The sequence below is a fragment of the Roseovarius albus genome (assembly GCF_900172335.1).
Taxonomy (GTDB): Bacteria; Pseudomonadota; Alphaproteobacteria; order Rhodobacterales; family Rhodobacteraceae; genus Roseovarius; species Roseovarius albus.
Genome location: NZ_FWFX01000004.1, coordinates 191,038 through 206,019 on the forward strand (window position 1 = coordinate 191,038; position 14,982 = coordinate 206,019).

Sequence of the window (14,982 nt, forward strand, 5' to 3'; positions counted from 1 at the left end):
GCTAATGTTTAGATAGGTATTGTCTTCTGACTATTCGCGGGGAAAAAACGGTGAAGGACATCAAGATTCCAGAGCTGAGGCATCCGGAAAAAGCGCACCGGCCGGACAACGCCCAGCCACGCAAACCCTCTTGGATTCGTGTTAAAGCTCCGAATAGCCCAGGGTACAAGGAAACGCACCGCATTATGCGCGAGCACAACCTTGTAACCGTTTGCGAGGAGGCGGCCTGTCCAAACGCCGGCGAATGTTGGTCTCAAGGTCATGCCACCATGATGATCATGGGCGAGGTCTGTACGCGGGCTTGTTCCTTTTGCAACATCGCAACAGGTAAACCTCCTGAAGATCTGGACGTGTTCGAGCCGGGCAGGGTAGCCGACGCCGTGCAAAAACTCGGACTGAACCACGTTGTTGTGACATCCGTGGATCGTGATGACATCAAAGACGGGGGCGCAGAGCATTTTGCACAGACTATTCGCGCCATTCGTCATCGTAGCCCGAAAACAACGGTTGAGATCCTGACACCAGACTTTCTGCACTGTGACCCTTCTGTGTTGGAGGTGGTCGTCGAAGCCCGACCTGATGTTTTTAATCACAACTTGGAAACTGTGCCTGGGCTTTACCCAGAGGTTCGGGCTGGGGCTCGGTATTTCCATTCTCTACGATTGCTGCAAAGGGTCAAAGAACTTGATCCGAGTATTTTCACCAAATCCGGCCTGATGGTGGGATTGGGCGAAGATCGCCAGTCAGTGCATCAGGTGATGGATGATATGCGTGCTGCCGACATCGATTTTCTGACCATCGGTCAATACCTGCAACCGACACCAAAACACCATGTCGTCGCAGGTTTTGTAACGCCAGATGAATTCAAAGCCTATGAGCGTGCTGCCTATGGCAAAGGATTCTTGATGGTTTCTGCCACGCCTTTGACCCGCTCATCTTATCACGCGGGGGATGATTTCGCTCGTTTGCGGGATGCGCGCGAAGCAAAGCTGTTACGGCAGTGAACTGGATTTAGCGTCAAATTTTTACCTTCTAAAAATCAGTGGCTGATCCGTTTTTGGTATTTCCATAGAGAGCCTCATCAATGATCAAATTGTTGCCTGCGTTTCTCATTGCAAAGATGGCTTGCCACGTTATCGATAGGCGGTAGTGGCTGCGAAGCTACTTTCTGAATAGATATTGTAATTGAGCTTTTCCCTGTGTTCCAAATTCCGTTTAAGAAAACGACTTTTAACATGAAGCTCAAATCCCCGCCTGTTTTTGCGTTTTTGAGTTCGCCAATGCAGTTTGTTTGGGCAACGATTGGGTAAACGTCATAATGATGTGCCGATCAAAAAGAAAAGGCGGCCCAAAGGCCGCCTGTTTCGTGAGTGGTTCGCGAGCTAAAATTAACTTCCCCAAGTGCGGACAGGTCCGCAATCTACGTGGACAAAATTACTGCCTGAATAACGTCCAACGCCGCCGCCTGCACAGGCTTTGGCAGCACGGTACATCTGTCCGACGGACCGCGAAGACAGGCGCAGGTCAGCAGCCTGGCCTTTCATGTGACGCGAGTTTTTGGCCACACCGCGTGAACGGCGACGCAGCATGGCATTGGTTTCTGGGCTGCGATAACCGGACAAGAGCATGAAGGGCTCGTTCACATCCAGCAGGTTGTGACTTGCCGCCATGACATCGATGGTACGTGAATCGATTGTCATGACGTTGTTTGTCCGCCAGTCACGCATGAAAGTCGAAATTTCCTTCATTGCGTCTTTGATATAGCTGCCTTCGATCCAGTAGATGGTATCGATACTTTCGCCCGTCCGGGCCGAAGTCATGCGAAGTCGACGAATGTCACCCCCACCCCGGAGAAAGCCTGCTGCGTTGCTATAGGTCGGTGCTGCGGCAACTGCTGTTGCTGCAAATGCACCCAATACCGCTCGCCGCGATAATTGAATCGTGCCACAATTTTTCATTAGTCCGCGCCTGTCCCGTCGCTTACCTGTTTGCGCCGCTTGCAAGGCGGCTCTGCCATCTCATCCCCAGATGTGAGGACGTTATGGCACAAAGTGATTCAGCCACCAAGTGTGGATTTGTCATGTGACTCACGAAACTGTCAATTTCGGCGAGAATTTGCGCAAAAACTGCACAAACTCCAAAAAGCACATGAAAATCCGATGCTAATTAGTCTCAATAGCACAGAGATCTTTCTTAAAAGTTAGGATTTGATTGGACAGAATTGACCGAACTCGAAAAAACAACAGGTGGTATTAAGTGACTTTTATAAAGGCCCAACCCAGAAATGACGCGTAAACCGCCAATCAATCGAGTAACCAAACTGGCCTGTGTTTTGTGGGCCTCTGTCGCGACAACATTCTTTGAACCTAATAGTGCGTTGGCACAATCCACGGCTTTCCGTCAGGCGATTGCAGAACATGCCGCCTCGGACCGGGCTTTGGCTACGTTCTTCCAAGAACACGACTATCAACGCTTTTGGACCGTACAAGGTGAGATTGGGACAAAACGGCGTGCCGCCTTGTTTCGGGCTATCGAAGGGGCCGAGTTGCATGGTCTGCCAGCAGCCAGATACGACACACAAAATGTGATGCAGCAATTGGAAGCAGCCAAGTCGCCGCGCGACCTTGGGCAAATCGAAGTGGCGATGAGCGGACTATTGCTAGATTATGCCCGAGACCTGAAGACAGGCGTACTTGTTCCCGGGGCCGTTGATGGCAGTATCAAGCGCGAGCGCCCTTCCTTTGATCAAAAGGCTGTTTTGGCGGCCTTTGCCTCCGGCAACCCCAATGCGCTAATTACCGAGTTGGCACCGGATTCCAACGAATATCGCCGTCTGATGAAAGAAAAACTGAGGTTGGAGAATCTGATCCAAATGGGGGGGTGGGGCCCAGCTGTTCAGGCAGAAAAACTCGAAGAGGGTGATGCTGGCAACACAGTCATTGCGCTGCGCAACCGCTTGATGTCGATGGAATATCTTGAGCGACATGTGGGGGTCGTATACGATCAAAAGATCAAGCAAGCGGTTCAGGCGTTTCAACTCGCAAATGGTTTGGAGCCGGATGGCGTGGCTGGTCCCAGCACGTTGGCCGAATTGAACAAATCGGTCGAAGATCGTTTGAAATCTATCATCGTTGCGATGGAGCGTGAACGCTGGATCAGTCAGCCGCGAAATGAGCGTCACATTAGAGTCAACCTGACAGATTTTCATGCACGCGTGTACGAGAATGACGAAGTGCAATTCGAAACCCGAGCCGTTGTCGGTAAGAATGGTGATGACCGTCGCAGCCCTGAGTTTTCCGACGAGATGGAATTCATGGTTATTAATCCAACATGGCACGTGCCGCGCTCTATCGCTGTCAAAGAATACTTGCCAAAACTCAAGCGGAACCGAAACGCCGTTTCGCATCTCAAGATTTACAACCGGCAAGGGCGAGTAGTGAACCGCGGGGCAATCAATTTCGCAGCTTTCAACAAGCGAAACTTTCCCTTTGCGATCAAACAACCTCCGTCCGAGAAGAATGCGCTTGGGTTGGTGAAATTCATGTTCCCGAACAAGTACAACATCTATCTGCATGACACGCCAGCCAAAGATCTGTTCGCACGCGAGAAACGTGATTTCAGCCACGGATGTATTCGTCTACAGAAGCCGTTCGGATTTGCCTATGAAATGCTGTCCAAGCAGGAGAACGACCCCAAGGCGTTCTTCCACCGCAAGCTTGATACAGGTAAGGAAACCAAGGTGTTGCTGGATCAAAAGGTTCCGGTACATATCATTTATCGCACCGCCTTTACCCTACCAAAAGAAGGCGTTCAATTCCGTAGCGATGTTTACGGACGTGACGCAAAGATTTGGGACGCTTTGAGCAAAGCAGGGGTTTCGCTGGGCGCAGTTCAAGGCTAAACCTTCCCCTGAGAGTTACGGGGGGTCTTATGGGATATACCATCAAGCAGATCGCAAATGCGCTTGGGGCTGACGTTCTTGGCAACGCTGACCTTGTCGTCGAAGGTGTGTCTGAACCTGCCGATGCCTCACGAGAGCATTTGGCGATGGCAATGAAACCCAAATTTGCAGAGGATTTGCCAAAAGGTGCTGCACGGGCGGCCTTTCTATGGGATGGCGCTGACTGGCAGGGAATGGGTCTTGAAGCAGCGATTGTCGCGCATCGCCCGCGCTATTTGATGTCTGGCCTGACCGCATTTTTGGACCCGGGGCAGGGATGGGACGAGGGCATCCACTCGACTGCTGTGATCCATGACACTGCCCAACTGGGTGAGGGCGTTACTGTGGGGCCGTTGGCTGTCATTGGCGCCGGGGCGGTGGTTGGCGCGCACAGTGTAATTGGCCCGCAATCTTATGTTGGCACTGAAGCGACACTTGGCGAGGACTGTTTTTTGCGCGAAGGCGTCAAAATTGGCTCCCGCTGTGTGATTGGGAATCGTTTCATTGCGCAGCCGGGTGTGGCCGTGGGAGGCGATGGCTTTTCTTATGTCACACCTGAAAAATCGGCTGTTGAACAAGTGCGCAAAACGCTTGGTGATCGCGGGGAAGCTGCGGCACAAAGCTGGACGCGTATCCATAGCCTTGGCGCGGTAGAAATTGGCGATGACGTGGAAATGGGGGCAAATTCTACCGTCGACAAAGGCACCATTCGCAACACCCGCATCGGCAGCGGCACCAAGATCGATAACCTGGTTATGATTGGCCACAATGTCGAAGTGGGCACCGATTGTTTGTTTTGTTCGATGGTTGGCATTTCCGGATCGACCAAGATCGGCAAGAATGTGGTGCTCGCGGGTCAGACCGGCGTAAATGATAATATCTTTATCGGCGACAACGTTGTAACTGGCGGCGCAACCAAAGTCTTTTCCAATATTCCGGCTGGTCGCGTAATGCTGGGTCACCCGGCGATGAAAATGGAAACCACAATGGAAGTTTTCAAAGGCCTGCGACGCCTGAAGCGACTGTACGATGATGTCGCAGAATTGAAAAAAACTGTTTTAAACCAGAAACAGAGCGACTAAATCGGTCTACGAAAACCGAACGAGGTGAACATGGACATCAAAGATCGTGTGATACACATCATCGCCGAGCAGGCGGTTTTGGAACCTTCAGATGTCGGACTAGAAAGCACGCTCGAAGATCTCGGGATCGACAGCCTTGGTCTGGTGGAAAGCATTTTCGCGATTGAGGAAGCCTTTGACATCTCTGTGCCATTCAATGCCAATGAACCTAACGAAAGTGATTTCGATATTTCATCGGTCGCAACGATCATTGCGGGCATTGAAAAACTGGTGAAAGAACAATCGTGAATCGTGTTGTTATTACCGGGGCGGGCACGATCAACGCCTTAGGGGCGTCGGTACCTAAAACATTGGAGGCCATGCGCGAGGGGCGTTGCGGGATTTCGCAATTGGAAATCCGCGATGTCGAGCGATTGGCGATCCAAATAGGGGGGCAAGTCAAAGGGTATGAACCTGAAGAAGCATTCAATCGTCAGCAATTGGCTCTTTATGACCGGTTCACGCAGTTTACTCTGATTGCAGCGCGTGAGGCGATTGCGCAATCAGGTTTGGAATTTTCTGGCGACCTAGCGGCACGCTCAGGTGTTGTTCTAGGTAACTCGGGTGGTGGAATGACAACACTCGATGACAACTACCGATCAGTTTACGAAGACGGAAAAAACCGCGTGCATCCGTTCGTCGTTCCAAAGTTGATGAACAATGCAGCCGCCAGCCACGTGTCGATGGAATTCAACCTCAAAGGCCCAAGTTTCACAGTTTCTACAGCCTGTGCTTCCTCAAACCACGCCATGGCGCAAGCCTTCCAGATGGTTCGCAGTGGTATGTCACCAGCGATGATCTCGGGTGGATCGGAATCGATGCTGTGTTTTGGCGGTGTGAAAGCCTGGGAAGGGTTGCGTGTTATGTCCAAAGACGCCTGCCGTCCGTTTTCGGCCAATCGAAACGGGATGGTTCAGGGCGAAGGGGCAGGGGTTTTTGTGTTCGAAGAGCTTGAACATGCAAAAAGTCGTGGGGCTGATATATTGGCCGAAATTGCAGGTTTTGCGATGTCATCTGACGCCTCGGACATTGTAATGCCGTCAAAACAAGGCGCCGCAAGAGCGATAAAGGGGGCAATCCAGGATGCAGGCATCTCGCGCGAAGAAGTTGGTTACATCAACGCGCACGGCACTGGCACAGCAGCGAATGATAAAACCGAAAGTGCTGCCGTCGCGGACGTCTTTGGCGCGCATGCTGACAAGCTGATGATAAGTTCAACCAAATCCATGCACGGACATCTGATTGGTGGCACTGGCGCGGTTGAACTGCTTGCTTGTATCATGGCGGTGAGAGATGGGATTATTGCTCCCACGATTGGGTATGAAGAGCCAGATCCGGAATGTGCGTTGGACGTGGTTCCCAACGAGGCACGAGAAGCCCAGGTTGAAGTGGCTCTCTCCAATGCTTTTGCCTTTGGGGGTTTAAACGCAGTGCTCGCACTCAAACGGTTTGCATGATTTCAAGGAAAAGGCCGCCCAATTGGACGGCCCGCAGAATAATCTGGTTTTAGCAGATCAATTGTTTTTTACGGCATCGCTATTATAGGCCGCTGTGAAACCGTCCAATGAAATCCGGATATTCACCGGGCGGTCAGGGGCCTGATAAGGTATGATCTGTAGCACCGCTTCGTTTCCAGCCTTGAATGCATCGACATCGCCTTGGGTAAATCCAAGTTGCGAGAAACAGGCATTCGCATCGCAGTAAAGAAACTTGTAAACTTTTGCATTTGCGCCATCGATGCCGATCTTGAGGTCTTGGGTGAGCAAAGTACCGAGAGGGACAGCAATGGTCGCGCCTGCAACGGCCTGCGTGCCTTCAGCAAGTCTGAATAAATCAATCGTTGCGACAGGATTGCCAGCTTGATCGGGCAAGAGTTGATACATGTTGCACGGATCTTTTTCTGCCTCGCTCGTATAGCACTTAACCTGCCAATCGCCATATGTCTCGCCAATGTAAACGGTTGGCTGCGCTGGTTCACCAAGAGCGGGGGCTGCGGCCTCCTGGCTTTCCTCTGCAGTGTTTTCGGGGGTTTCCTCCGCGGCAGGCGCATCCGTCTCAGTTGTAGTATTCTCTGTTTCAACAACCGTATCTGCCGTCTCTGTGGTTTCCTCTTGGGCATAAGACATGGATCCCATTGCCAATACTGCGATGATGGAGAGGCTCGAATAAAGTTTTGTCATTTTGGTCCTGTCGTTCCAATTGATTTGCGTGGGGCCTAACACAGTCCTTTGGGGGAGTCAGTGCTTTTCCTGATTTATGCTGGCTCACGGGGCAAATAATCGCCGCTCAAAGGCTTGCTTTCAAAAGAAAAAGGAAAAGAGATTTCTCAATCTCTTTTCCTCTTCTCTCCCTGTCGGACAGGCCGACTTATTCATTGATCGCGACGCTAGGACAGATCCTCTTTTGCGTCAACTGTTTATAGACACAAATTGAACAAAAAAGAGCCGCACCCATAGGTGCGGCCAGTCTGACAGGGAGGAATTCATTCAAAACCACGATATGTTGGGTTCTGAAGAGGATTTCATACTAGCAAGAATGTGTTAACTGAGTATGTTCACATCGTGGAAAAAGTGAGACAGGGGTTTGGTCGTGGAAAATAACGTACTTATCGGCGGAGGTGGTGAAGGTTACGTCGTTAAACAAGGCTTGTCTTTGAGATACGCAAACCGTCATGGGTTAATCGCTGGGGCCACAGGCACGGGTAAGACCGTGACACTGCAAATCCTTGCTGAAGGGTTCTCTGCTGCTGGTGTTCCCGTATTCTTATCTGACGTCAAAGGGGATTTGTCGGGGCTTGCGGCATCTGGCAGCGAACCCTTTAAGCTGCATCAAGCCTTCACCGATCGCGCGCAAACTATCGGATTTGACGATTATAGTTATTCCGCCTTTCCCGTGGTGTTCTGGGACTTGCTGGGCCAACAGGGGCACCCGGTGCGCACCACAGTTTCAGAAATGGGGCCTTTGCTTCTCTCACGCTTGATGGATCTGTCTGATGCCCAAGAGGGGGTGATGAATATAGCCTTCCGCGTGGCGGATGAAGACGGGTTGCCATTGCTCGACCTAAAAGACCTGCAGGCTCTCTTGGTTTGGGTTGGCGAAAACAAGGACAAGCTCTCGTTACGCTATGGCAATATTTCTCCACAATCAGTTGGTGCAATTCAGCGGCAATTGCTGGTGCTGGAAAATCAAGGCGGTACAAAACTGTTCGGTGAGCCGGCACTGGAGCTTGCAGACCTTATGCGCACCGCCCCAGATGGCCGTGGCAATATCAACATCTTGGCCGCAGATCAATTGATGGGATCGCCCAAGCTCTATGCCACCTTCTTGTTGTGGCTGCTCAGTGAATTGTTTGAAAACTTACCAGAGGTAGGAGATCCCGAGAAACCCAAACTGGTCTTCTTCTTTGACGAGGCGCACCTGCTGTTTGATGACGCTCCAAAGGCCTTGGTCGACAAAGTGGAACAGGTCGCCCGCCTGATCCGTTCTAAGGGCGTCGGTATCTATTTCATAACCCAAAACCCAGATGATGTGCCCGAGGATATCTTGGGCCAGTTGGGAAACCGCGTGCAACACGCCCTGCGCGCCTTTACAGCCCGGGATCGCAAAGCGCTGACCCGCGCTGCAGAGACTTATCGACCAAATCCACGCTTTGACACCGCCGATGCCATTCGAGATGTCGGCACTGGTGAAGCCGTGACTTCGATGCTTGAGGCCAAGGGCGCACCCGGCGTGGTAGAGCGCACATTGATCCGCCCGCCGTCTTCCAAACTTGGCCCGATCGATACAGCAGAACGCAAACAACATATGCAGGCCTCACCTGTTGCGGGTAAATATGACGAGATCAAAGACCGCAAATCTGCTTATGAGATTCTGGCCGCGCGCGCCGACGCCGCAGCTGGAGAGGCTGAGGTTTCCGAAGTTGAAGCCGAAGAAATGCCGCCCATGCAGCGCGAATTCAATACGGCGCGTCGCTATTCCGGATCCCGTGTCAAACGGTCAACCAGCCGCGGCCGCAGCATGGGACAGGAACTGGGTGATGCCCTGACCGGTGCCGTACTAAAAGAGCTCAAAGGCACAACCGGGCGTCGGATTGTCCGCGGGATCCTTGGGAGCTTTTTTAAAGGTCGTTGATGCATTCGTTCTGTAGGGAATTTGCATATACTGTGCATTCTTACGACAACGAATTGAACCTCTCCCGTACCCTCGTTATGGTGAAGGAAAGACTCTGACTCAGGACATCCCATGACCGACACCCCCGTATCCGAAATGTCATTTGAACAGGCTATGAAAGAGCTGGAACAGGTGGTTGGCAAACTGGAGCGCGGAGATGTGGCGCTTGAGGCCTCTATTGCGCTGTATGAGCGTGGTGATGCGTTGAAAAAGCACTGTGAAGCCGAGTTGAAGCGTGCTGAGGAAAAAGTTGCCACCTTGACACTTGATCGAGATGGACAACCCACCGGCACCACACCTGCCGAAGGGATGTGATCAGCATGAATGAGGCTTTGACCGGGCTGGCAGCCCGGGTTCAAACGCATTTGGATCAGAGGCTGGCGCCCTTTGGTGATGACCTGGTGGCGCAGGCCATGCGTTACGCAGCGTCCGGCGGTAAACGGGTACGGGCCTTTCTAGTTGTCGAGTCGGCCAAGTTGCATGATGTGACTGAGGCACACGCCATCTGGCCCGCCTGCGGGATCGAAGCGATGCACGCCTATAGCCTTGTACATGATGATATGCCTTGCATGGATGATGACGCTCTGCGCCGGGGGCAACCCACAGTGCATGTGAAATGGGACGAAGCCACGGCAACACTGGCCGGTGATGCGCTGCAATCGCTGGCGTTTGAATTGACTTTGCACCCCGAGGGTGCAGAAACGGCGCAAGCGCGTGCAGACCTTGGCCTTAGACTGGCGCGTGCGGCAGGCGGGCAGGGGATGGTCTTGGGTCAATCGCTTGATATCGCAGCTGAATCCGCGGAAACACCGCTCTCACTTGAAGAAATTACTCATCTGCAGGCGGGTAAGACTGGCGCGCTGATTGAATGGTCTGCCACCGCCGGCGCAGTGATGGCCGGAGCTTCGACAGATGCATTGTCTATCTATGCTCAGGCACTTGGGTTGGCCTTCCAAATTCAGGACGATATCATTGATGTGACAGGCGATGCTGCCGAAGTGGGCAAGGCCGTTGGCAAGGACGAGGCCGCAGGAAAGGCCACATTTGTTTCGCTTTTGGGGCTGGATGGGGCAAAATACCGCGCTTCAAGCCTTGTCGATCAAGCCTGTGACGCCCTATCTGTATATGGAAATGACGCAGACATGTTGCAGCTGCTCGCGCGCTTCGTTATCTCGCGTCAAAAATGAACCGGTCTGACACGAAATCTGACCCGGAAAGGACGCCGACCTATGTCTGACCGCCCGCATACGCCCTTGCTGGACCAAGTGAACACACCTGCGGATCTCAAGCAGTTCAGTGATGTGCAGCTAACGCAACTGGCGCATGAAGTTCGGGCCGAGACCATTTCGGTCGTCTCGGAGACAGGCGGGCATCTTGGGGCCGGGCTGGGCGTGGTTGAACTGACTGTGGCCTTGCATGCGGTGTTTGATGCGCCCAAGGACAAGATCATCTGGGATGTTAGCCATCAATGCTATCCACACAAGATCCTGACCGGCCGTCGTGACCGCATGCGCACGCTTCGGCAAAAGGATGGGGTTAGCGGTTTCACAAAACGCTCGGAGTCGCCCTACGATCCCTTTGGCGCGGCACATAGCTCCACCTCGATCAGCGCGGCCCTTGGCTTTGCTGTGGCGCGTGATCTGGGCGGAGCCTGTGATACCGGGCATGGTGACGCAATTGCAGTGATTGGCGATGGCGCAATGAGTGCGGGCATGGCCTTTGAAGCGCTCAACAACGCGGGCCATCTGAAGAAACGCCTGATCGTAGTTCTGAACGACAATGAAATGTCGATTGCTCCACCGGTCGGCGCGTTTTCTTCCTATCTTTCGCGGCTTTACGCGGGTGAGCCGTTTCAGGAATTGAAAGCGGCCGCCAAAGGGGCGGTATCCCTGCTGCCTGAGCCTTTCAAAGAGGGGGCTAAACGCGCCAAGGATATGCTTAAGGGCATGGCGGTGGGCGGTACCATGTTCGAAGAACTTGGATTCTCTTATGTCGGCCCGATTGATGGCCATGACATGGAGCAGTTGTTGCCTGTCCTACGCACGGTGCAAGAACGCGCCACTGGGCCGATCCTGATCCATATCACCACCAAAAAGGGCAAGGGCTACGCGCCTGCTGAAAACGCCCGTGACGGAGGTCATGCGACTGGAAAATTCGACGTTCTGACGGGGGCACAAAAGAAATCCCCATCCAATGCGCCAAGCTATACCAAGGTGTTTTCTGAAGCATTGCTGGACCACGCTGCTAAGGACGATAAAATCTGCGCTGTGACTGCGGCGATGCCCGATGGCACCGGACTGGATCTGTTTGAGAAGCGCTACCCAAGCCGTTGTTTTGATGTCGGAATTGCCGAACAGCATGCCGTGACTTTCGCCGCCGGACTGGCGGCGGGTGGGTTGCGCCCGTTCTGCGCGCTTTATTCGACCTTCCTGCAGCGCGGCTATGATCAGGTGGTTCATGACGTGGCCATTCAGCGCCTGCCCGTGCGTTTTGCCATTGATCGCGCCGGGCTTGTTGGCGCTGATGGCGCCACGCACGCTGGTAGCTTTGATACAGCTTTCCTCGCCAATTTGCCGGGTATGGTGGTCATGGCTGCCGCGGATGAGGCTGAATTGGTGCATATGGTCGCCACCGCCGCCGCGCATGACAACGGACCGATTGCCTTCCGCTATCCACGTGGCGAGGGACAGGGTGTTGATATGCCAGAGGTCGGCGAGGTGCTGGAAATCGGTAAGGGCCGGATTGTGCGCGAGGGTGCCAAGGTCGCGATCTTGTCGTTTGGAACGCGCTTGGGCGAGGTCTTGAAAGCGTCCGAGTCCTTATCAGCACGTGGGATTTCCCCAACTGTGGCCGATGCTCGGTTTGCTAAGCCACTCGATGAAAATCTGATACTTGACCTGGTCGAAACGCATGACGCGCTGATCACCATTGAAGAGGGTGCTGTCGGTGGATTTGGTAGCCATGTCAGCCAGTTACTGGCCGATCATGGAGTGTTCGATCATGGTTTCAAATTCCGTTCCATGGTGTTGCCTGACATTTTCATAGACCAAGCCAACCCCGAAGACATGTACAGCGTTGCTGCTCTGAACGCATCAGACATTGAGGCGAAGGTGCTGGATATTTTGGGCGTCTCACAGCTCAGCGATAAACGCGCTTAAACCGATAACCGCGCCGATTGTGTGCCACGCTCGCGATAGGGCGTGGTGTTGTAATGCGCGCGGTAGCATTTGGAAAAATGCGAAGGTGAGGCAAAGCCGCAGGCCAGCGCCACGTTGATTACCGTCATATCCGTCTGCATCAACAGATTGCGTGCTTTTTGCAGGCGCAGCTCCATATAGTAGCGCTTCGGGCTGCGGTTCAGGTAGCGGCGGAACAGGCGCTCCAACTGGCGCGTCGACATGCCGACATCTTTGGCCAGGATCGACGGGCTGATCGGCTCTTCGATGTTGGCTTCCATCATCTGGATGACCTGGCTAAGTTTCGGGTGACGCACCCCGATGCGGGTCGGAACTGACAGGCGCTGCGTGTCCTGATCGGTGCGGATCGAGGAATAGATCAACTGGTCCGCCACAGCATTGGCCAATTGTTCACCATGATCATCGGCAATGATCTTGAGCATCAGATCGATGGAAGAGGTACCGCCAGCAGTGGTCATGCGGTTGCCATCCACGATGAAGACCGACTTGGTCAGTTCAACCTCGTCAAACTCTTCCATGAAGCTGTCATGGTTTTCCCAATGGATGGTCGCACGTTTGTTGTTTAGCAGCCCGGCTTTGGCCAGCGTATAGGCTGCGGTGCACAACCCACCCACACGCAGTCCTTTACGGGTTTCGCGTCGCACCCAGTTCAACAGCTTCTTGGTGGTTGCTGTTTGAATCTCTGTGCCGCCACAGAGCATAACGCAATCATCGCGGTTCAATTCTCCCAGAGGGGAATCGAGTTTGAAGATTGACCCGGCGGAGCAATTGACCGTGTTGTCTGAATCGCCTGTCGTGACCCATTCGTACAGGACATCTTCACCCATGCGGTTGGCAATGCGCAGGCATTCAATTGCTGCTGCGTAACTCAGCAGGCTGAAATTATCCAACAAAACGAACACAAAGCGCTGAGGTGCGCCCTTGGATGTTGTTTTTATTTTGCCGTCACCTGCAGCCATGGTGGCGAATCTCCGACATTAACGGGTCTGTTCGCGGCGACTTTCACGAAACTGTCGTAATTTACAAGCATTCCTTTTCCAAGATTGCGAGAAATCCGACACGACCTATATGGTCTCTCAGTTAGAGCTCTAGTATAGGGATGGCTCAGAATTCTGAAAGCGGAGAAATAAGATGACTGATTGGCAAAAATCTGGCTGGCGTGCAAAACCGCGGATTCAGATGCCAGACTATACCGATGCTGATGCGTTGCACGCGGTTGAAGCGCGTCTTTCACAGTATCCTCCGCTCGTGTTTGCCGGTGAGGCGCGCCGCCTGAAAGCCGCGCTTGGTGCCGCATCACGGGGCGAGGCGTTTTTGCTGCAAGGTGGGGATTGTGCCGAGGCCTTCGACCAGTTCAGCGCTGATGCAATCCGCGACACCTTCAAGGTTATGCTGCAAATGGCGATGGTCCTAACCCACGGTGCCAAAGTGCCGGTGATCAAGGTTGGTCGCATGGCCGGGCAGTTTGCCAAACCGCGCAGCGCACCGACCGAGGTGGTCGATGGCGTGGAACTACCCAGCTACCGCGGTGATATTATTAACGACCTAGAGTTTACGCCTGAATCGCGTATTCCGAACCCGGACAAGATGCTGCGGGCCTATACGCAGGCTGCCGCTACATTGAACTTGCTACGCGCGTTTTCGACCGGTGGTTATGCTGATGTGCATCAGGTCCACGCCTGGACATTGGGATTCACTGAGGGCGAGAAGGCCGCGCGTTACCGCGACATGGCCAACCGGATCAGTGACACACTTGATTTCATGAAGGCCGCTGGCATTGACAGCGACAACTCGCACAGCCTGCAGACCGTAGACTTCTACACCAGCCACGAAAGCCTGCTGCTGGAATATGAAGAGGCGCTAACACGTCTGGATTCCACTTCCGGCAAATGGCTGGCAGGCTCGGGTCACATGATCTGGATCGGCGACCGTACCCGTCAACCCGATGGTGCGCATGTGGAATTCGCCCGCGGCGTCCAGAACCCGATTGGCCTAAAATGCGGCCCAACAACAACGGCAGAAGATCTCAAGGTTCTGATGGAAAAACTGAACCCTGAGAACGAAGCTGGTCGCCTGACCCTGATTGCACGTTTTGGCGCAGGCAATGTAGGCGAACATCTTCCACGTCTGATCAAAGCGGTTCAAGAAGAAGGGGCCAATGTGGTTTGGGTCTGCGATCCAATGCATGGCAACACCATCAAATCGGCCACAGGCTACAAAACGCGCCCGTTTGAATCGGTTCTGCGCGAGGTGCGCGAGTTCTTTGGCGTTCATAAGGCCGAGGGCACCATTCCTGGCGGCGTTCATTTCGAGATGACTGGCCAAGATGTGACCGAATGCATCGGCGGTATGCGCGCGGTAAGCGAAGAGGACCTCTCTGATCGCTACCACACAGCCTGTGATCCGCGCCTGAACGCTAGCCAGTCGCTAGAACTAGCCTTCCTCGTGGCAGAAGAACTGTCAGATCTACGTGAAAACCGGCTGGCGGCACAGGCTGTATAGGCCAATCTCTTAATAGATTTTCAAACCCCGGTGCGTTTTCAACAACGCGCCG

Annotated in this window: 13 protein-coding genes; 10 read left to right on the top strand and 3 right to left on the bottom strand. The window is 53.5% G+C overall.

The window, feature by feature from the left end; genetic code table 11:
- Positions 1-50: 50 nt before the first annotated feature.
- A complete protein-coding gene (lipA, locus tag ROA7450_RS08300) occupies positions 51-1,004 on the top strand; it encodes a lipoyl synthase (protein WP_085805238.1) in 954 nt (317 codons plus the stop codon).
- A gap of 384 nt (positions 1,005-1,388) precedes the next feature.
- On the opposite strand, the gene mepK is transcribed toward lipA, so the two are convergent.
- Positions 1,389-1,958, bottom strand: coding sequence for a peptidoglycan L,D-endopeptidase MepK (gene mepK / locus ROA7450_RS08305; protein WP_085805239.1), 570 nt, complete (start codon positions 1,956-1,958; stop codon positions 1,389-1,391).
- Between the two features lie 326 nt (positions 1,959-2,284).
- Here mepK and ROA7450_RS08310 point away from each other — a divergent pair, with 326 nt between their 5' ends.
- From ROA7450_RS08310 to ROA7450_RS08325, 4 genes are read left to right on the top strand one after another with little or no spacing between them, the layout of a single operon-like run.
- The gene (locus ROA7450_RS08310; protein ID WP_143534403.1) at positions 2,285-3,901 is read left to right on the top strand and encodes a L,D-transpeptidase family protein; all 1,617 of its coding nucleotides are present in this window, start codon (positions 2,285-2,287) and stop codon (positions 3,899-3,901) included.
- A 29-nt stretch (positions 3,902-3,930) separates the two neighbouring features.
- Positions 3,931-5,022 carry a UDP-3-O-(3-hydroxymyristoyl)glucosamine N-acyltransferase gene (lpxD, locus tag ROA7450_RS08315; protein ID WP_085805240.1) on the top strand — a complete coding sequence of 364 codons (1,092 nt, stop codon included), beginning with the start codon at positions 3,931-3,933 and terminating at the stop codon, positions 5,020-5,022.
- A 30-nt stretch (positions 5,023-5,052) separates the two neighbouring features.
- Positions 5,053-5,310, top strand: a complete 258-nt coding sequence (locus tag ROA7450_RS08320; RefSeq protein ID WP_085805241.1) for an acyl carrier protein — start codon at positions 5,053-5,055, stop codon at positions 5,308-5,310.
- Positions 5,307-6,518, top strand: coding sequence for a beta-ketoacyl-[acyl-carrier-protein] synthase family protein (locus tag ROA7450_RS08325; protein ID WP_085805242.1), 1,212 nt, complete (start codon positions 5,307-5,309; stop codon positions 6,516-6,518). Before ROA7450_RS08320 ends, ROA7450_RS08325 begins: the two co-directional genes overlap by 4 nt.
- A 57-nt stretch (positions 6,519-6,575) precedes the next feature.
- Here the strand turns inward: ROA7450_RS08325 and ROA7450_RS08330 are convergent, their stop codons facing one another.
- The gene (locus tag ROA7450_RS08330) at positions 6,576-7,241 is read right to left on the bottom strand and encodes an invasion associated locus B family protein (RefSeq protein WP_085805243.1); all 666 of its coding nucleotides are present in this window, start codon (positions 7,239-7,241) and stop codon (positions 6,576-6,578) included.
- Positions 7,242-7,650: 409 nt separating this feature from the next.
- On the opposite strand from ROA7450_RS08330, the gene ROA7450_RS08335 reads away from it, so the two are divergent.
- From ROA7450_RS08335 to dxs, 4 genes are all read left to right on the top strand, one after another.
- Complete coding sequence (locus ROA7450_RS08335) at positions 7,651-9,192, top strand: helicase HerA-like domain-containing protein (protein WP_085805244.1); 1,542 nt, start codon at positions 7,651-7,653, stop codon at positions 9,190-9,192.
- Between the two features lie 111 nt (positions 9,193-9,303).
- Positions 9,304-9,546, top strand: coding sequence for an exodeoxyribonuclease VII small subunit (locus tag ROA7450_RS08340; RefSeq protein WP_085805245.1), 243 nt, complete (start codon positions 9,304-9,306; stop codon positions 9,544-9,546).
- Between the two features lie 5 nt (positions 9,547-9,551).
- Positions 9,552-10,418 carry a polyprenyl synthetase family protein gene (locus tag ROA7450_RS08345; RefSeq protein WP_085805358.1) on the top strand — a complete coding sequence of 289 codons (867 nt, stop codon included), beginning with the start codon at positions 9,552-9,554 and terminating at the stop codon, positions 10,416-10,418.
- A 42-nt stretch (positions 10,419-10,460) separates the two neighbouring features.
- On the top strand, positions 10,461-12,389 hold the full coding sequence (gene dxs / locus ROA7450_RS08350) for a 1-deoxy-D-xylulose-5-phosphate synthase (protein ID WP_085805246.1): 1,929 nt from the start codon (positions 10,461-10,463) through the stop codon (positions 12,387-12,389).
- Here the strand turns inward: dxs and ROA7450_RS08355 are convergent.
- Positions 12,386-13,387 (bottom strand): GlxA family transcriptional regulator, encoded by a 1,002-nt coding sequence (locus ROA7450_RS08355; protein ID WP_085805247.1) that lies wholly within the window; start codon positions 13,385-13,387, stop codon positions 12,386-12,388. The two genes, dxs and ROA7450_RS08355, sit on opposite strands and share 4 nt — an antisense overlap.
- A 172-nt stretch (positions 13,388-13,559) precedes the next feature.
- Between ROA7450_RS08355 and ROA7450_RS08360 the strand changes: the two genes are divergently transcribed.
- The gene (locus ROA7450_RS08360) at positions 13,560-14,930 is read left to right on the top strand and encodes a class II 3-deoxy-7-phosphoheptulonate synthase (protein ID WP_085805248.1); all 1,371 of its coding nucleotides are present in this window, start codon (positions 13,560-13,562) and stop codon (positions 14,928-14,930) included.
- Positions 14,931-14,982: the final 52 nt, after the last annotated feature.